This window comes from Paenibacillus sp. PAMC 26794 (assembly GCF_000316035.1).
In the GTDB taxonomy this organism is placed as follows: Bacteria; Bacillota; Bacilli; order Paenibacillales; family Paenibacillaceae; genus Paenibacillus.
In genome coordinates this window covers 80,273-98,920 of the sequence record NZ_ANHX01000025.1, presented here as the reverse complement: position 1 = coordinate 98,920, position 18,648 = coordinate 80,273, and the positions used below count along the sequence as shown (strand labels likewise).

14 protein-coding genes are annotated in these 18,648 nt (G+C 46.3%); 13 read left to right on the top strand and 1 reads right to left on the bottom strand.

Translation table 11 applies throughout. From position 1 onward, the window contains the following. The first annotated feature begins 81 nt into the window (after nucleotides 1-81). The 5 genes from D829_RS0112880 to D829_RS30960 all read left to right on the top strand — a co-directional run bounded on the left by D829_RS0112880 (nucleotide 82) and on the right by D829_RS30960 (nucleotide 5,031). Nucleotides 82-2,106 carry a Na+/H+ antiporter gene (locus D829_RS0112880; RefSeq protein ID WP_017689312.1) on the top strand — a complete coding sequence of 675 codons (2,025 nt, stop codon included), beginning with the start codon at nucleotides 82-84 and terminating at the stop codon, nucleotides 2,104-2,106. Between the two features lie 109 nt (nucleotides 2,107-2,215). Continuing rightward, complete coding sequence (locus D829_RS0112875) at nucleotides 2,216-3,154, top strand: aldo/keto reductase (protein WP_017689311.1); 939 nt, start codon at nucleotides 2,216-2,218, stop codon at nucleotides 3,152-3,154. Between the two features lie 66 nt (nucleotides 3,155-3,220). Further along, entirely contained in the window at nucleotides 3,221-4,009 is a 789-nt protein-coding gene (locus D829_RS0112870) for a polysaccharide deacetylase family protein (RefSeq protein WP_017689310.1), read from the top strand. A gap of 213 nt (nucleotides 4,010-4,222) precedes the next feature. After that, the gene (locus D829_RS0112865; RefSeq protein ID WP_026081155.1) at nucleotides 4,223-4,429 is read left to right on the top strand and encodes a YwbE family protein; all 207 of its coding nucleotides are present in this window, start codon (nucleotides 4,223-4,225) and stop codon (nucleotides 4,427-4,429) included. Between the two features lie 2 nt (nucleotides 4,430-4,431). After that, a complete protein-coding gene (locus tag D829_RS30960) occupies nucleotides 4,432-5,031 on the top strand; it encodes a DUF4269 domain-containing protein (protein ID WP_017689308.1) in 600 nt (199 codons plus the stop codon). Nucleotides 5,032-5,048: 17 nt separating this feature from the next. Here the strand turns inward: D829_RS30960 and D829_RS0112855 are convergent, their stop codons facing one another. Beyond that, the gene (locus tag D829_RS0112855) at nucleotides 5,049-6,491 is read right to left on the bottom strand and encodes a membrane protein (RefSeq protein WP_017689307.1); all 1,443 of its coding nucleotides are present in this window, start codon (nucleotides 6,489-6,491) and stop codon (nucleotides 5,049-5,051) included. 343 nt (nucleotides 6,492-6,834) lie between these two features. Here D829_RS0112855 and D829_RS0112850 point away from each other — a divergent pair, with 343 nt between their 5' ends. The 8 genes from D829_RS0112850 to D829_RS0112815 all read left to right on the top strand — a co-directional run bounded on the left by D829_RS0112850 (nucleotide 6,835) and on the right by D829_RS0112815 (nucleotide 18,618). After that, the gene (locus tag D829_RS0112850; RefSeq protein ID WP_017689306.1) at nucleotides 6,835-8,634 is read left to right on the top strand and encodes a sensor histidine kinase; all 1,800 of its coding nucleotides are present in this window, start codon (nucleotides 6,835-6,837) and stop codon (nucleotides 8,632-8,634) included. Then, the gene (locus D829_RS0112845; RefSeq protein WP_017689305.1) at nucleotides 8,609-10,222 is read left to right on the top strand and encodes a helix-turn-helix domain-containing protein; all 1,614 of its coding nucleotides are present in this window, start codon (nucleotides 8,609-8,611) and stop codon (nucleotides 10,220-10,222) included. Before D829_RS0112850 ends, D829_RS0112845 begins: the two co-directional genes overlap by 26 nt. A 180-nt stretch (nucleotides 10,223-10,402) precedes the next feature. Beyond that, on the top strand, nucleotides 10,403-11,389 hold the full coding sequence (locus D829_RS0112840) for an ABC transporter permease subunit (RefSeq protein ID WP_017689304.1): 987 nt from the start codon (nucleotides 10,403-10,405) through the stop codon (nucleotides 11,387-11,389). Between the two features lie 17 nt (nucleotides 11,390-11,406). Then, nucleotides 11,407-12,315 carry a carbohydrate ABC transporter permease gene (locus D829_RS0112835; RefSeq protein ID WP_017689303.1) on the top strand — a complete coding sequence of 303 codons (909 nt, stop codon included), beginning with the start codon at nucleotides 11,407-11,409 and terminating at the stop codon, nucleotides 12,313-12,315. A 133-nt stretch (nucleotides 12,316-12,448) separates the two neighbouring features. Further along, nucleotides 12,449-13,981 (top strand): ABC transporter substrate-binding protein, encoded by a 1,533-nt coding sequence (locus D829_RS0112830; protein WP_017689302.1) that lies wholly within the window; start codon nucleotides 12,449-12,451, stop codon nucleotides 13,979-13,981. A gap of 181 nt (nucleotides 13,982-14,162) precedes the next feature. Then, nucleotides 14,163-14,861: a hypothetical protein gene (locus D829_RS0112825; protein ID WP_017689301.1), complete on the top strand. Its 699-nt coding sequence runs from the start codon at nucleotides 14,163-14,165 to the stop codon at nucleotides 14,859-14,861. A gap of 300 nt (nucleotides 14,862-15,161) precedes the next feature. After that, nucleotides 15,162-16,916, top strand: a complete 1,755-nt coding sequence (locus tag D829_RS0112820; RefSeq protein WP_017689300.1) for a sensor histidine kinase — start codon at nucleotides 15,162-15,164, stop codon at nucleotides 16,914-16,916. Between the two features lie 73 nt (nucleotides 16,917-16,989). Next, nucleotides 16,990-18,618 carry a response regulator gene (locus tag D829_RS0112815; protein ID WP_017689299.1) on the top strand — a complete coding sequence of 543 codons (1,629 nt, stop codon included), beginning with the start codon at nucleotides 16,990-16,992 and terminating at the stop codon, nucleotides 18,616-18,618. Nucleotides 18,619-18,648 lie beyond the last annotated feature (30 nt).

Here is an 18,648-nt window from a genome sequence, read left to right as displayed (position 1 = left end):
TATAATAAAGGTTGGATTATGTTAAAATAAACCTATACAACAAAGGTTTCACCACCTCTATAGCGGAAAGGGATTGTCATCATGGAAATATTTATTGCCGTACTTGTCTTACTGGTACTGATCGGTTTATCGAACATCCTGAACCGGTTTGTACCCTTTATTCCCATTCCGCTCATTCAAATCGTGCTTGGTGTAGCTATAGCTTTGCTTCCCGCAGGTGTTCACCTGCCGTTGAATCCGGAATTGTTCTTTGTGCTGTTCATCGCACCTTTGTTATACAACGACGGTAAACGAACACCAAGGAATGAATTATGGAATCTCCGTGCACCGATACTTCTGCTTGCGCTGGGACTTGTGTTCGTGACGGTGGTCGTGGCGGGATATGCCATTCACTGGCTGATTCCTTCGATTCCGTTACCTGCTGCTTTTGCTCTTGCAGCCATATTGTCCCCGACAGACGCTGTGGCTGTTGGTGCCATGGCAGGGCGGGTACATTTGCCCAAAGGAATACATAGGCTTCTTGAAGGTGAAGCATTAATGAATGATGCATCCGGCTTGGTCGCCTTCAAATTCGCCATTGCAGCCACGGTTACAGGTGTGTTTTCCCTGGCGCAGGCAACCTTCAGTTTTATTCTCATTGCTATTGGCGGACTTCTCGTCGGGGCATTGTTATCTTTTCTGTTAATCAGGCTTGGGATGTGGATTCGCAGGCTGGGCATGGAAGATGTAACTATTCACATGCTGCTGCAAATCCTGACGCCATTTATCATCTATCTGGTGAGTGAAGAAATTGGGGTATCAGGTATTCTTGCGGTAGTGGCAGGCGGTATTATCCACGCCATTGAGCGTGACCGTGCTGAATCGGTTCAGTTGAAAATGCAGGTGGTATCTGCGAGCACATGGTCAGTCATTTTATTTATACTAAATGGTCTGGTGTTCGTTATTCTGGGTGTACAGGTCCCGGATGTGCTGAGTACCATTTTTGAAAATGTTTCGTTTAATAATCTGCAGGTGTTGGGATATGTGGGCTTGATCTCGGTGTTACTGCTGGTTCTGCGCTTTCTCTGGATCTATCTGTTCTGGCAAGGGAATGAATTGCTGCGTACCAAATCCTCAATTGGCAGGCCCAGATTCAAGGATATTACGATCATTTCCCTCTCTGGGGTGCGGGGGGCTGTAACATTGGCGGGTGCCTTCTCCATTCCTTATGTGCTTCAGGATGGATCACCTTTCCCTGAGCGGGATCTGATTATTTTCCTAGCGGCAGGGGTTATCCTCTTTTCCCTGATTGCTGCGAGCGTGTTTCTTCCGGTTCTGGCCAAGGACGATGGGAAATCCATAGAAGAAACACCGCAGAAGTCAGAACGAAAAGCACATGACATTATGCTGAATGCGGCAATACGGGCTGTCAAATCCGAAATGAACGATGAGAACAAAGCTGCGGCTCTCGCGGTTGTCTCCGACTTGTCCAAATACATCAGGCAGGCCGCAGGTCAGCTTACCGCCGGTAAACGCAAAGATATTCAGAAACAAGAAACGGCTATTAACCTGATTGCCACTCGTGCGGAGCGTAAAGAAATCGAAGTGATGCTGGACGAAAATGCAATTGCTTCTGATGCGGCCTTCAAATGTGACAGCTGGCTGGATCGCAAGGAAATGATGCTGGCCAATCGCGCAGACACTCAGATTATGACATCAATCAGCGAGATCGGGCGTGTGCTGGGTCATCTGTTCGCCAATCGATCCCAGAAGCCGAGTCAACCATTCATGCTTGAAAATGCAGAACTGTTCCGTCAGGTGAAGCTACGTACCTCTGAAGCGGCAATTAAGTCTATACGTGCCCATATGAACGATGGGAATCGAATTGTAGCTCTGTCGGTCATCGCCAAGTATGAGCGTGTGATTGCCAAATTGCGAACCTTGAACCAAGGGAAAACGGAAGATCCGTTTAATCAGGAGAAATTGGAGTTGCAGATGGTGGCGATTCAGGAACAGCGTAATACAGTGCAACAACTGTATGAAAACGGTGAAATCACCCGTGATGTGGCTGCCAAATTGCGCCGGTTTATTAACGACGTTGAAGCGACTGCGCTGAAAAACACCTAACCCGATAAATCCGATATTTTAAATGTGCTAAACGGTTTGATATAATATGGGACAAGAAAGACGTTACAACTAAATTGTACTTATTAGATCAGTGAAGGAGAGATGAGACATGGCAGAACAACAAATTCGGTTGGGCAAGACAGATCTGATCGTGAATCCTATTGGACTGGGTGCGAATGCAGTAGGCGGACATAATATCTATCCGGACATGCTGAATGATGAGACAGGTAAGGAAGTAGTTCGTACAGCTTTGAAACAAGGTATTAACTTTGTGGATACGGCATACATCTATGGACCGGAGCATTCCGAACGACTGATCGGCGAAGTATTGAAGGAAACTGGTCAGCGGCAGAATACCATCATTGCAACCAAGGCAGCTCACAAATTAGTGGATGGCAAGATTGTCATAGATAACTCTCCTGCTTTTCTGAAAACATCCGTTGATGAGGCGTTGAAACGTCTGCAAACCGATTACATTGATCTGTTCTACATCCACTTTCCGGATGAACATACGCCTAAGGATGAAGCGGTAGATACGTTAAAACAATTGAAAGACGCTGGCAAAATTCGTGCCATTGGCGTATCTAATTTCTCCATTGATCAGTTGCGTGAAGCCAACAAGGACGGGCATGTAGACGTACTGCAATCTGAATATAATCTGTTCAAAAGAGAAGCGGAGAAAGAGCTGTTGCCGTATACGGCTGAGCATAACATTTCTTTTGTGCCCTACTTCCCACTGGCTGCGGGACTGCTGGGCGGTAAATATAATCGCAATACAACCTTTCAGGATGGACGGGCGAAGAACCCGCTGTTCACAGGTGAAGCTTTTATTGACAATCTCGATAAAGTTGAGCAACTGCGCAGCATAGCTCAATCCAAAGATGTTGAGGTTGCTCATCTGGTTCTGGCCTGGTACTTGACTCAGCCTTCTATTGATGCATTGATTCCGGGTGCCAAGCGACCGGAGCAGGTCATTAACAATCTGCAAACATTAAATGTGGAATTAACTGCTGAGGAAATTGCAGTCGTGGATCAGATCTTTCGTTAATGAGTTCGGGTGAATCGGGAAATGCTAACAGGGAGTTTACGTATGAAGACAAAGTGAGGACACAACATGAACCTGAAGGCAGCCCGATTCATCGGATTGTTCACGCTAATTATTGCGCTGGGCAGCAGTTCTGCCTATGCGAAGCCTGTACAGAAGAACCGACAGTATTATGAGGAACGAGGAGAGATCGTGTGGGAGGTTCCCACACAGGATAAACTCATCGCCCTGACCTTTGATGATGGACCAGATCCGATTCAGACTCCGCAGATTCTGGCGTTGCTTCAGCAATACCAAGCCAAAGGAACCTTTTTTGTACTTGGCAAATGGGCAGATAAATTTCCTGAACTGATTAAGCAGGAACAGCTCGAAGGGCATGAAATCGCCAATCATACGTATGCGCACACGTATGCAGTTCGATCAACTAGTGCGGACAAGTACATGAAGGATATGAATGCAGCGGAAAGTTCCATCATTGAAGCGGGTGCGGAGCGCCCCTTGTTGTTCAGGCCACCGGGCGGTTATTACAATGACATGGTCATTCAGGCTGCCAAACAAAAAGGGTATACCATTGTACTCTGGTCCTGGCATCAGGATACACGGGACTGGGCTTCTCCAGGTGTATCGGTCATTGTTAAAAAAGTACTGAATAACGCACGCAATGGGGATATTGTACTCTTCCACGATAAGGTGGAAGGCAAGTCCCATACGGTAACTGCACTCAAAACAATCCTGCCGAAGTTACAGCAGCAGGGATATCGATTCGTGACGGTGTCCGAGCTGCTTGCTGTGAAGGCACGTGAAGCTGCGAAAGATGGGACTTCACCTTCTTCTTCGTTGAAGCACGTGAAGCCCTAAAGATTGCGATTCAATTAGAAACCGCAGGCCTCGGTATGTAGAGACCTGCGGTTTCTTTATATTGATCACGATATGAAACATGAAACCACGAGTGAAGGTTGTTGTGTGTATCCCTTTTGTTTTGAAACCAAAACGTCTACAATAGATGGAGCTTTGTGATGAAGAGCTACTTGATACAAGATATGAATTACAACATAGAGGAGAGTGAATATGATGAATGGACAACAACGAGTGAATATTAAACCGGGTCTTGAAGTGGACATTGTGCTGAAGCAGGACCAAGCTACAGGCAAGTTGACACGTGGCATTGTGAAGGATCTGTTAACCAAGTCACCGACACATCCACATGGAATCAAAGTAAGACTGACGAGCGGTCAAGTGGGACGTGTGAAACAGGTCATTACAGGAGGCTCAAACTAACTGTGGCCCAAGACGGGGAGATGATTACTACCGCAGAAGTAATGGCACATCTGGCTTCGGGTAATGCACGTCAGCAGAACGCGTATCATGTGTTACAGAGCAGTGGATTGCTCGATATATTAGCTGACTATCACCCATTTCCAGCAGGAACGGTACCGATTGATATTGATATTCCGGGTAGTGATCTGGATCTGCTGTGTTATGCAGCGGATCTGGATGCCTTTGAAGCTGAGATGTATGGTCAGATCGGAGCCGTTGGTGAGTTTCAATGTGTTCGTGGCGGGGATCTTCCAGACCAACGTCCTTATGTGACTTGTAATTTGCCAGTGGGACATTGGCCTGTGGAGATTTTTGCCCAATCCGTGCCAGTTAACAGGCAGAATGCATACCTACATATGATCGTAGAGTGGAGATTGTTGCAACTGTGGGGAGACGCGGGACACCGTGAGATCCGCAGACTGAAACAGGCAGGGTGGAAGACGGAGCCTGCTTTTGCTTCTGTACTTGGATTACAGGGAGATCCATATGTGGACATGCTGCATCTGGCCGAGATGAAACGTGAAGATCTCTGGAACTGGGCGCGTTCACGCACGTCTTTTTAAAATGTCTAGACCTTTGGTCAGATCAGAAAGATGGCTACAATTGTTGTTACCGTAAGTCCCAGCAGTACAGGCTTCAGGTTGCGTCTTGCAAGTTCAAAAGGGCTGACTCCGCAGATTGCAGCAGCAGGGATCAATGCCCATGGTATTAGGGTTCCGCCACCTACCCATATGGCTGCAACCTGACCGAGTGCTGTCAGTACAGGTGCGGAATCTGCCGAACCTGCAAACATGGACGCAATCGAGCCAACCAGGGAAATCCCCGAGAACCCCGAACCATCCATTCCGGTCACTGCTCCGGTCACCGTCATTGTAATGGCGCCCACCGTATCATTTAATGGCACCAGTCCAGCAAGTGCGACCCCGAGATCATTCACAATCCCGTGTGAACCTTCAGGAAGAGGGTTGATGAACAACTCCGTAATCGCAGCATCTCCCAGATAAAAAAATGCGGCTATAGGAATAACCGGTCCAAACACCTTGAAACCGAACTGAAATCCTTCTATTAAATAGTTGGTCGTTTCCTCTGGTCCCGCATGTCGATGTGCGGCAAGGGTAACAGCGATCAGTATGACCACAGCGGTTCCGCCAATCAGAGCTGTTGCGTCACCACCTTGCAACTTCAATACAAACATCAGAATCACATCAACTGCGAATAACAGAGGGATAAGCAGAGCGAACACCTTTTGCAAACGGGGTGACATGACTTGATGTTGAACAGGCTGATCAGTGGGTAGGGAGGTGGACACAGCCTCTGATGAGGAAGAAGGTTCCGTGCTCACGGTGCCTGATATAACGTTTGGGGAATGAACAGGTGAACCTGATTTCATCTCTTTGCGCAGCATCCAGAAGGCTGTAAGTGTAGATACGGTGCCCATGACAATGACCAGAGGTATGCTGGCCGTCATGACAGAAGTAACGGGTAGACCGGCTGCATCAGCCGTAAGTTTGGGAGCCCCCTGAATAATGTAATCTCCCGACAGTGCAATCCCATGTCCGAACAGGTTCATGGCAATAGCAGCTCCAATCGGAGGAAGGCCTACACGCACGGCTACAGGAAGCAGTACAGCACCGACCAAAGCTACTGCTGGGGATGGCCAGAAAAATAGCGATACTACCATCATGATCAATCCGATACCCCAATATGCGACCTGAGGAGAACGGATAAACCGGGTGACAGGTGTTACCATGACCTCATTAATGCCGGTTCTGATCAGAACACGGCTCATCGCCACAATAATCGAGATGATGAAGATTGTACTTAACAATTCTTTTGTTGCATAGATAAAACTGCTGAAGATCCCAGCAGCTGACCCGCTTAAGGTTTCGGTTGCCAGAAGTCCAATGGTCATAATACCCGCGACACAGATGATGGTGGTGTCCCTGCGCCGGATCATAACGGCGATGATCAAGACGATAAATGCCAGATAGACATAGTGTAACGCAGTGAGTTGAATATTCATCGAACAGGCCTCCCTACATCCTGGTGACTAACCCGAGGAGTGATATATCGTATGCATGTCAAGATCGGGCGTTCGTGGAGTCCGGGGCTTGCCGCAGCATTTATTTTTAGGGAGAAGCTTCTGAGTTATAAATGAAGGATTTTTTTTACAACTGGAGAATTTATTACAACATGAAGCTTGTTACTCTTGAAATTGGAGCGGATGGAAGTCACCAGAATTGATATGTGAAGGTCACGGGACCCCATAGACAATGGCAAGCAGGGGTGATTACAATAAACATGCCATCATAAGGAAGAAAATAGAAAAAACTATGTTGAACTAAAAGGGCGGGAATCCATAATCCATGAATTTGATCCGTTCACTTCGTTTTAAATTTATAGTGGGTCTTACATTGATCATGCTGCCATTATTCATGCTGCTTTATTACAACAATGTCTACGCCATGAAAGTTGTACGTGACAAAGTATCCCTCACCAATATGAATCATCTCGCCAAGAGTGTGGAGCAGAATGAACGTGTATTACAGGAGACGAATCGGTATTTATATAGTTTGGGCGAGCGGGACCCGGATATTATCTCTCTGTTTTTTCTGAAATACGGTAGTGGCGATTATATCATTGCAAAGCAACGGATTATGAACAAATTCATGACAGATATCGGTTTTTATAATCTAATCGATTCTTTTTTTCTATATGATGCTGTGAATGATGATCTGCTGCTCGCCACTTCAGGCAATTATGATGTCAAAAAGTCGGTTGTGCAGGAGAGTATGCCAGTCCAGATGCAGCAATTGGAAGGGGATATCCAGAAGCCGGAATGGAGCATCGTGCGTGGCGGGACGTGGAATGCGCTGGTGAAAACGGTGCGAATCAACCAGCAGTTCTATGCAGGTGCACTTGTTGATATGAATGCACTGAATCATACACAACAATTCACTGAATCCGGAGATCGGGGAGGCGCAGTCATTGTTGGAACAGACGGTGGTGCACTATCGGATTCCACATTAAATACTGCACAGATTCAGCTGGCTGCAGCGCATCTTCCCGGCCTGAAGAATCCGTATCAGGTTATCTCTGAAGTTGTGAACAAGGGCGAAGCGCGTCAATATTTGATGTTGGGTATTGCTTCGGCCATGTCCGAGATGAATTATATCGTGCTGCTGCCTGAGGAAGACATGATGCGTAACCTCCCGTTTTTCCAGCAGATCATTCGTCTGCTTCCCATTGGTGCTGCAGTAATTCTGGTTACTGCACTGATCTTTTTGCGGCATCTGTTATTCCGCCCAATGAATGCGTTAATCCGAGGCATGAGAAGGGTGAGCCGTGGAGATCTCGATGTGAAGCTGGACCCGCCATCTTCTTCGGAGCTTGAATTTATGACACGAAGTTTCAATCAAATGACCAGTGAGATCAGGCATCTGAAGATTGATGTGTATGAGGAACAGTTGCGGACGCGAGAGGCAGAGTTCAAACAACTGCAGATGCAGATCAATCCTCACTTTTACCTGAATTCACTCAATATTATTCATAGTCTGGCTTCCTTGCAAAAACATGAGTTGGTGCAGCAGATGGCTGGTCATCTGGCCGATTATTTTCGATTCAGTCTGCGTGCAGGCAAACGTGTTATTCGTCTGGATGAAGAGCTTGAGCACATTCGTCATTACTTAGAAATTCAAAAGCTGAGGTTTCCAAGCAGATTCGATTTTGAACTGGATGTCGAACCGAATCTGGGACATTATGTGATTCCGCCATTAACCATTCAGCCTTTTGTGGAGAATGCCATTATTCATGGATTTCAGCGCCGGACACAAGCCTTTGTCATTCGGATCGTGGCGCGCCTCGGTGAGAAGTCGTCCGTTCAGATCGATGGGACGGTGCTTCAACTGATGATTGTGGACAATGGTGTCGGATTTGAAGAGGAATTGTTGGGGCGTCTGCAACATGGACACTACGCTGAAGATCCGAGTGGACAGCATATCGGTATATGGAACGTGGCTCATCGGCTTTTAGTGAAGTATGGTGATCAAGCCAGTTTGCAGTTTGGCAATGAGGTGGATCATGGCGCCAGAGTCATCATCGATTTACCCGCTCAGACCGAAGAGGAAGAAGGGGGAGCCTATGCGGAACCTGTTGATCGTGGATGATGAAGTGTATGCATTACAAGCAATGGTGCAAGGAGTCGATTGGCAAGCAGCAGGCATTGACCAGGTATACAGTGCTGGTGATGCCGAAGAGGCACGGAAGATTTTAAGGGGAAATGCTATTGATATCATGATCTGTGATATCGAGATGCCTGGTGAAACAGGGCTTGACCTGCAAAGTTGGGTGTTGAAACATGATCCAGGCATACTGACCATTTTCCTGACAGGGCATGCTTTATTCGATTATGCTCAGACAGCCATTAAGCTAAGCAGCTTTGATTATGTGTTGAAGCCGGCTCCAGCGGATCAATTGATTAAGGTAGTAACCCAGGCGGTGGAGAAGATCAAGGATGGAGAGCAGCGTACCCGTACCAACGAAGTTTATGAGACCGTATACAAACGTTGGAAAACCCATAAACCGCTACTGACGGAACGCTTCTGGAAAGATGCCATCTCTCAGCGTATCACGTTAACCGAACAACGGTTGCAAGAGCTCGCAGAATTGTATGGTGCCGAGATTGATCCGCAGGCTCGTGTGTTACCCATTGTGATCTCGGTAGAGGAATGGGTACGTGATTTTGATTTGCGTGACGAAGAGGTATTGGAATATGCCCTTCGTAATGCAGCCAAAGAGATGCTGCTTGGCGACAAGCCCGGTGAGGTGTTTCAGGATCAAAGTGGATTAAATATTGTGCTTGCTTATGAGCAAGATGGCATCATTCCGAGTGCGAGCGAAGTGGCACAACGTTGTCAGGGGTATATTCAGGAATGTGGTACGTATTTCTACTGTCGGTTGTCCTGTTATGTTGGTGCCCCGGTTGCTGTAACTGAGCTGCAAGGCATGTTAAATGAACTGATGGATATGGAGCGGCGCAATATTAAGGAGCTTGAAGAAGTATTTGTCTATGATGAGCGGGGAAGAGATCAGGAAGATCGCTTTTTGCCTATTCCATGGTTTTCGGAATTATCCATTCTTTTTGAGACAGGTAAAGTAGGGGATTTGCGAGAACGTGTGGATGAGATTTTTGAGTTGCTTGCTGCCCAGGAGGGATTGTCTCCTGAAATGCTTCATCTCTACTATCATGCCATGCTGCATGTGGTCTATCCGTTGCTTCATCAGAAAAACGTGTCAATACGGAGTCTTTATCCGGGTGAACGGGAGCCGGAAGAGGGTATGGTGACAAGGTCGTTGCCGCAGTTGAAGCAATGGACGTCTGATCTGATTGATCGTGTTATCCCGGTGTTGTACCCGGACGATCATAGCCCTATGACCATTGTGGATCAGTTGTGCGTTTATATTGAAACTCATATTGGTGAAGAACTTATGCGAGAGGAACTTGCAGCTTTTGCCGGATTCAATCCCGCTTATCTATCACGTCTGTTTCGGAAAGAGAAGGGGATGTCCCTATCTGAGTTTATCCTGCAAGGCAGAGTAGCCAAAGCGAAGACATTGTTGTCCCAGTCCACCGTCAAAGTGACGGATATAGCTGGCAAGGTGGGGTACTACAATTACTCGCATTTCACCAAAATGTTCAAAAAGTGCACGGGTATAACGCCACAGGAGTTTCGAAAACAGTCACGTACCGTATAGTTCAGGGCGCAGCATGCTGCGTCTTTTGTTTTTTTTGGTACTAAAGTCATAATTTGATAAGTCAATAGGTCACCACAGCAGATAGAGGTCTTACTCGCCCCGCCGTATACTTGAACCACAGGAGCCGCAACGGAGCTTCATCCTGAGGAAGAATTCAAGAGGAGTGAGGGAGAACAAGTTATGAAGACACAACCCCAGGCGGGTAAGGGAGTACGGATATCGGAAATACCGGGAGAAACAGTCCGAAAGCGCAAGTCTGTGTGGCACAATCTTGGCAAATTCAAGGTGCTGTATCTCATGTTCTTGCCAGGGGTCCTGTTTCTGCTGGTGAACAACTATATGCCCATGTTCGGCGTTCTGATCGCATTCAAAAATGTAAACTATGCTGATGGTATTTGGGGTAGCCCATGGAGTGGATGGGACAATTTTAAATATTTGTTCTCAACCAGTGATGCATGGGAAATTACCCGAAATACACTCGCGTATAACACGGTGTTTATTGCACTAAACCTCTTAGTAGGTGTCGGGCTTGCTATTCTGCTCAATGAAGTGAAGAACAAGGCAATGTCCAAGTTATATCAATCACTTATGCTATTACCGTATTTCCTGTCCATGATTGTGGTCAGTTATCTGGTACTGGCTTTCCTGGGCAAGGATTCAGGCTTCATGAACTCAACTATACTGCAGATGTTCGGCGGTCAGCCGATCGACTGGTATTCAGAGCCGAAGTATTGGCCGTATATTTTACCACTGGTGAACACATGGAAAAATATTGGATATTATGCCGTCATTTATCTGGCAGCTGTCGTGGGTATCGATGAAGAATATTATGAAGCAGCTGTGCTCGATGGCGCAACCAAATGGCATCAGATACGCTTCATTACCATTCCGTTTCTCATCCCATTAATCGTCATTATGACGTTATTGCAAATTGGCCGTATATTCTATGCAGACTTCAGTCTGTTCTACCAGGTTCCATTGGAATCGGGGGCGCTGTTCCCTGTAACGAATGTACTGGATACCTACGTATATCGTACGTTCCTTATCGGTGGAGATATCGGGATGTCATCAGCAGCCGGTCTATACCAAGCAATCGTTGGATTTGTGCTGGTGCTTGTATCCAATACCATCGTAAGGCGAATAGATAAAGATAATGCATTATTTTGAGAGGAGGCAAGTCAGCTGTGAAATCACGTGATCCACTAGCCGTATCGAAGCGTTCCGCATCCGTTATTCATGCGATGTTTCTATTCTATGCCATTGCCTGTATCGTGCCGATCCTGCTTGTCTTCGCCATCTCATTTTCGGACGAGACAACAGTAATTGCCAATGGATATAAGCTTATTCCAGAGAAATTCAGCCTGACGGCTTATGAGTTTCTGTTCAGAGATATGGATCAGATCATTCACTCGTATGGTATATCCTTTATCGTTACCGTTGTAGGTACCATTACAAGTGTTGCGCTGACCGCATTGTATGCGTATCCGCTCTCACGGAGAGATCTGCCTTACCGGGGCTGGTTCGCCTTTTTCATCTTCTTCACGATGTTGTTCAATGGGGGTCTGGTACCTTGGTACCTGGTCTATGTCAACGTGTTGGATCTGAAAAACTCCTTACTGGCACTCATTATGCCGCTACTGCTATCCCCATTCTTTGTACTGGTCATGCGTACATTCTTCGCGAACTCCATTCCGGTGTCTATTCTGGAATCGGCTCGGATTGATGGTGCGGGAGAATTGAGAACGTTTGCACGTATCGTGCTTCCGCTCTCTCTTCCCGTAATGGCAACCGTCGCGTTGTTCAGTACATTGAATTACTGGAATGACTGGTACCTTAGCATGATTTTTATATCAGATAACCGGACGATCAGCCTTCAGTACCTTATGTACCGGACGCTGCTCGATATTCAATATTTAACAACCAACTCCAACGTCTCTTCACAGATTTCGTCGCAGGGTGGATTGCTGAATCTGCCTAACAAAACTCTGCAAATGGCGATGGCTGTGGTCGGTATTGGTCCAATTGTACTGGCATATCCATTCTTCCAGCGTTATTTCATCAAAGGTCTTACGGTTGGCGCTGTGAAGGGATAACTCTGAACCGGTTAGCGGAGTGGGCAAGGTAAATGAAGATGGACTGAAAGGGCATATACAGAAGTAGTTATCGGTTTAATTGTGAATTGGGGAATTCGGTTGTATGGTTCAACACATGACAGGAGGGGTTCAATTGGTTAGATCATTAAAGGTATGGTCACGCATGATGGCAACGGTTATGGCGCTGAGCCTGGTGCTGGCAGCTTGCTCATCAGACAAAGGTGGAACAACGACAACACCTGGCGCAGAAGGCGGAGGAGCAAGTGAAGGCGGGGGCAAACCCTATGAAGTGACACTGTTCTATCCAGGGACACCACAGAAGGATGTCGCTCTGGTGGAAGCCGAGATTAACAAGAAGATGGAACCGAAGATCGGGGCCACGATTAAGATCAATGCGATTGACTGGGGTCAGTGGGATAACAAGCTGAATCTCATGATCTCCTCGGGTGAAAAATCAGACATTATCTTCACAGCAGCTTGGCAGAACTACACGGTGAATGTAGCTAAAGGCGCATTCTTGCCATTGAATGATCTGCTTGATGCACATGGTCAGGATATCAAGAAAAACCTTGACCCTGCCTTTCTGGAAGGTTCCCAGGTGGACGGCGTGAATTACGGGGTTCCTACGAATAAGGAACTCGCTGCCACACGTGGTGTGCTGGTGCGCAAAGATCTGGCTGACAAGTATAAGCTGGACCTGACGGCTGTTAAGACTTGGGCTGATCTGGAACCACTGCTCAAAACCATTAAGGAAAACGAGCCAGCCATCACACCATTCTATATGTCCAACACCAATGGTAACGGACTGCTGGAGAATCTGGATTGGGATTATCTCGGTGATGCTTCCGTACCTGGAGTCATCTCCAAAACAGCAGGCGGAACAACGGTGCTGAATGAAGTGGAGACCCCAGAATTCAAAGAAGCGGCTGAACTCGCTCGCAAGTGGTATCAAGCGGGATATATCAACAGTGATGCTGCTACTTCTAATGTGTTCCCGAAAGACCAGGCGAAGGCTGGAAAAGCGTTTCTCTGGACAGATGGCATGAAGCCAGGCAAGGATAAAGAAGAAGAAGGATATGTGGGTTTCCCACTGACTCAGATTGAGATGACACAGCCGACAATCACGACGGGTGATGCGTCTGGAGCGATGCTTGCAATCTCCCGTTCTTCCGAGCAACCGGAGAAAGCGATGCAGGTCATTAACCTGCTGCATTCCGACAAGGAAATTAACAACTTGCTGAACTTCGGAATTGAAGGTACTCATTATGTGAAAAAAGACGGACAGGATAATATCATTACTCTCCCTGAAGGCGTTGATGCCAACAGTCGTACCTATAACCCAGGTGCCCAATGGCAGCTTGGTAATCAGTTCCTGAACTTCCTATGGGATAATGAAGATCCGCAGAAGTGGGAAAAGTTCAAAGAATTTAACGCCAAAGGTGTGAAGTCTCCAGCACTGGGCTTTACATTCAACAGTCAATCTGTCAAAAATGAAATTGCTGCGGTCAACAACGTGAACAAACAGTTCAAGCCGGGTATGACATCGGGCGCCGTTGATCCAAATGAGATGATTCCGAAATATCTGGAGAAATTGAAAGCAGCGGGAATTGATAAAATTATTGCAGCCAAACAGAAACAACTTGATGCATTCCTTGCCCAGAAGTAAATAATTATCAGCTATGATAGAGAGACTTGTGTTCTACAAGCTCTTGTCGGTGGCAAATATGGAGGACGTTTTCGGTAAACAACCGAAGGCGTTCTTTTTATTGTTGTTTTTTTGATTTGGATTTTTAACTATAATTAGGAAAAATATGATATAATCAGGTGGTTGATTAGGGGGTGTTCGTGTGTCGAGAACCAGACTTGTGTTCTCTGGGGCTTTATTGCTTTTTGCTATCATCTTTACAGTTAACCATCATCTTGGTTTTTCTGTTGGGGATACCATGCTGTCAGCAATAGGTATATCACCGTATACTACGTCTTATTTAAGTGGTGTACATATCACACTTTTCCTAGGATTGGGGATCTTCGCTTGCGGCTTCTACCTTACACGCAAAGAAATCGGGAAATCGTTCCCCGGTCTTGCAAAAGGGTTATGGATCGTAGTTATCGCTATCGTTCTCAGTTATTCGTACATGACAGATAAATTCATGTATATAGCCAAGTGGGGAGCTACAGGCATTGATGGGGTATCCTATGTACAGAATGCAAGCTCTTGTACCTTTAATGTGCTGAAGACGGGTGAGACCCGAGCAACCTGTGACCTGACACTCAAAAATTACGGCAGAGATTCCGTATCCGCCGTGTTATTGCCTGATCTCGCACGTAGTTATAAGTTTAAGGACGATCCATTATTGGAAGCCTTGCAGTCTGTCCAATTAAGGCCCGTACATGTTGAGATTGAACGCCATGGAACGTTTACAGGCAAGTTGGAGTTTTACGGGAAAGCGGAATCCCCTCTGTTCGTCAATGGGAAACTTATGGATATTGTGCTGGATGTAGGCGTGGATGGAGCGAATACGGTATTTGATTATGATATTCCATAGTTGATATTTTTATAGGAAAAAAGAATAATTACATAAACAGAAGTGGAATAAGGTTTGAGTTGAATAGAAAGATTAAAGATATATACTGAAATTAGATAGAGAGCTGGCTAATCGCTGGCTCTTTTTGTGCGTGGAAGTTGCATTTAGTGCAGAAATATTGGTTTTATCTCCTTTCCCCTTGGATTGGTAACGCTTACGCTAGATAATGAATCAGTTTGTCTCAAAAAAAATAGTTTGTCTTTAGCGCTTACATCATTACAATTAATGTCACGACAAATTAAGACAAGGTGAGATGAAAAGATGTCATATCGGACAAACCTGTTTTCCAAAATGGTCATTCTTATTCTGATTATGCTGATTCCTGTAGTGCTTTTGTACTGGTACTCCAATCACAAAACAACAGCTGTTCTCAGAGATGAGTTGAATCGATCGAATAGTAACCAGCTTGAATTTTTCCAAAATCAAGTGAACACACACATCGAACTGTTATCCTCATGGCCGAATCTGCTCATACATGATCCTGATATTGGCAGCTTCCGGCGAATCTATGCGGACAGTAACTACTTTGATCTGGATGCGATCAACCTGGTCAAACGTATTCAGAATAAGCTGAGTATTCAGGAAAGCTCATCCAATTGGGCCACGAAATTATATCTGTATTCTCCTTCGCTGGGCAGGGTGGTTTCCGAAAGGGACGCACGTTCTTACGATAAAGAAGCGCTAAGGGAAAATATCATTTCCGGCTGGGATGTACGCAAAATTCAGGATGGGGAAGATGATCGGTTCATGTTTAGCTGGATTACGGTATCTCCATACGGTATTAAAGACCCGGCTAATAATGCGGAAACGATTATTAAACTGGAGTTTGATAGTGACAACATTCGGGATATGCTCGACAAATTCAAAGACGATGGCAGGCATGACCCCTTCTATTTCCGTGAAGAATCGGGGGTTATCTATAACCGGACTTCAGATCGTTCATTAACGAATCAGTTGATGGAAGAACTGTCCATCCATAAACTTCAGGACGTTGATAATCGTACAGTGGTGATCGGGGACGAGCCTTACATGGTTAACACCGTAAAATCCAGTACAACAGGCTGGTATTTGGTGGACTACATGCCCCTGTCAGATATTCTGAAGCCTATTCATCAATCCAATATGCTGTTCTATTCTTCCATGATTTGTTTGTTACTGATGAGTTTTGGTGTGGCGTACTTGTTATATGTTCAGGTGCAGGTACCAGTGAAACAACTCATTCGTGGGTTCCAGCGATTGAAGCAGGAAGATTATTCCGTGAGGATTAAGCCAAAGGGCCGCAATGAATTCAGTTTCCTGTCCGAACGTTTCAACTTGATGGTGGAGCAGATCCAGCAGTTATTTGAACACGTTTACCTGGAACAGATTCATGTACGTGAAGCTCGGTTGAAGCAGCTGCAATCGCAGATTAACCCGCACTTCTTCTATAATTGTTTCTCCTTCATTACAAGTATGGCGAAGCTGAAGCGTATGGACGCTGTTGTAGCGATGTCACATAATCTATCGCGATATTATCGGTATACGACAAGACAGGAGCGGGACGTGGTACCGTTGACAGAAGAGATTGAATTTGTCAGCTGTTATCTGGAGATCCAACGGATGCGTATGGACCGCATTCATTACAAGATTGATCTGTCTGATGAGATGTTAAGACAGGAGGTACCGCCACTCATCGTGCAACCACTAGTGGAGAATGCGGTGATTCACGGTATCGAAGCGGACGCGGAAGCCGGAGAAATAAGAGTATCCGGGGAAAAACAGGGCGGTGTCATGGTTCTTGTGGTTGAAGATGATGGGCAAGGCATGACGCAGGAGGCACGTGAGGCGCTTCTGAATAAGCTCAGGGGAACGATGGATCAGGAGATGGGCTGTGGCCTGTGGAATGTGAATCAGAGACTCCAGCTTCGATATGGGGAGCAGGCAGGGCTGGATGTAACGGAATCGGAACTTGGTGGATTACGGGTTACACTGTCATGGCCTGCCGAGCAGGAGTTTCTTCTGGAGAACGAAGGATAAGCACTTGGAATGTGTAGCGCATGATGCAGGATGGAATCCAATTGCAGAATGAACGAAATAGGGAGTGAATCACTTGATTGATATACTGCTGGTAGATGATGAAACGTATGTAACAGAAAGTCTGGAACTTACAATCCCTTGGGGAGAGCTTGGAGTAACGACCGTGCTTCGTGCCGCTTCCGGTAAAGAAGCGCTGGAGATTATGGAGGAAAATGCAGTAGACATCGTGGTTACCGATATTCGCATGCCTGGCATGTCCGGACTGGATCTCATTGCAGAGGTAAGCAAGCGCTGGTCTCATATTCGCTGTATTTTACTGACCGGTCACAGCGATTTTGATTATGCTAAAAAAGCCATTCAATTGCAGGCAGCGGATTATATCCTGAAACCCGTAAACGATGATGAGTTTATGGGATCGGTGTCGGCAGCCATTACGTCTCTTCGCGATGAGTGGGATGAATTCGATAAATATCACCGGCTTTTATACAGTCGGAAGTCTGACTATAAAATTTTACGGGAAAATCTCATGCATGATCTGCTGCTGGGACGTGAGATCACGGCGCGGGCACTTCGGGAACAACTGCAACAATATGAGATTCATATTGACCCGGAACAACCGGCTGTAATGATGCTGATTCGCCTTACAGGACGCTTCTCATCAATGGACCAGCAGTCTTTGGATCTGATGGATTTTGCGGTAGGTAATATTGCAGAGGAAGTACTCGGAGAGCAATTTAACGTGTGGTTTGGTCGCGGGCCCCATGAGTGTCTGGTAATGTTTTTGCAGAATCAAGAACAGATCGAAGCTCCGCAGATGAACTTGGAGACGTTGAGAATCTCAGCTGAAACTTTCCGTGAACATGTCATTCGATATTTGCAGGGAGATCTGTCCATGGTAGTTACACCGTCATTTCCCTTTAATGAGCTGACAGCAGCTTATCGGAAAAGTCTGGGTTCGCTTGTCCTTTCAGGACCGGAAGAACACAAGATTATATATATGGACATGGATCAGGCACTCAGCAAAAGACCGGAGAATGATGCGACACAGGCGCTCGAAGAGCTGTACAAACCGCCTGTACTTCCGCAATTGCTTGAGACCAAGCAATGGGAAGCGGCAGCGCGTAAGCTGAACGCGGTCTTTGACGCGGCAGAACAGGTTCGATTGTCCAGAGAACATGTGTATGAGATGTATCTGTCGGTAACCAATGCATTTATGTATATCGCCCATAAACAGGGGCATCTGGTGCATGAGATTGATCATGCGGGATTCGATCTGCTCCTTGCTCATCAGTTGATTCAATCCCCCGAGAAGCTGCGGCGCTGGGCAACCGAGATGCTGGCGAAGCTTCAGGAAGAGTTGTCCGATCAGGAAGGTGTGCAGAGCCGTAGGCATGTAATCAAGCAGGTTCAGGAGCTGGTGACAAGAGATACAGGACAGGATCTGTCGGTGAAGATGATTGCGGACAAGGTATATCTGCATCCTGTATATCTATCGAAAATTTACAAGGCAGAGACTGGGGAAGGTCTTGGGGACTACATGATTCGTATGCGCATGGAGCGTGCTCTGTATCTGCTTAAGAATAGCAATAAAAAAATATACGAGATTACGAGTGAGCTTGGCTATCAAAATCCGCAATATTTCAGCAAAATGTTCAAAAAGCATTATGGTATGACACCAAATGAATTTCGGGATCAGGCATAATTACAACAACATTCCAGAATATAGGTTGGC

Coding starts and splice junctions, on each gene's coding strand:
- D829_RS0112880 (WP_017689312.1), top strand. CDS start 82: ATGGAAATATTTATTGCCGTACTTGTCTTACTGGTACTGATCGGTTTA.
- D829_RS0112875 (WP_017689311.1), top strand. CDS start 2,216: ATGGCAGAACAACAAATTCGGTTGGGCAAGACAGATCTGATCGTGAAT.
- D829_RS0112870 (WP_017689310.1), top strand. CDS start 3,221: ATGAACCTGAAGGCAGCCCGATTCATCGGATTGTTCACGCTAATTATT.
- D829_RS0112865 (WP_026081155.1), top strand. CDS start 4,223: ATGAATGGACAACAACGAGTGAATATTAAACCGGGTCTTGAAGTGGAC.
- D829_RS0112855 (WP_017689307.1), bottom strand. CDS start 6,491: ATGAATATTCAACTCACTGCGTTACACTATGTCTATCTGGCATTTATC.
- D829_RS0112850 (WP_017689306.1), top strand. CDS start 6,835: ATGAATTTGATCCGTTCACTTCGTTTTAAATTTATAGTGGGTCTTACA.
- D829_RS0112845 (WP_017689305.1), top strand. CDS start 8,609: ATGCGGAACCTGTTGATCGTGGATGATGAAGTGTATGCATTACAAGCA.
- D829_RS0112840 (WP_017689304.1), top strand. CDS start 10,403: ATGAAGACACAACCCCAGGCGGGTAAGGGAGTACGGATATCGGAAATA.
- D829_RS0112820 (WP_017689300.1), top strand. CDS start 15,162: ATGTCATATCGGACAAACCTGTTTTCCAAAATGGTCATTCTTATTCTG.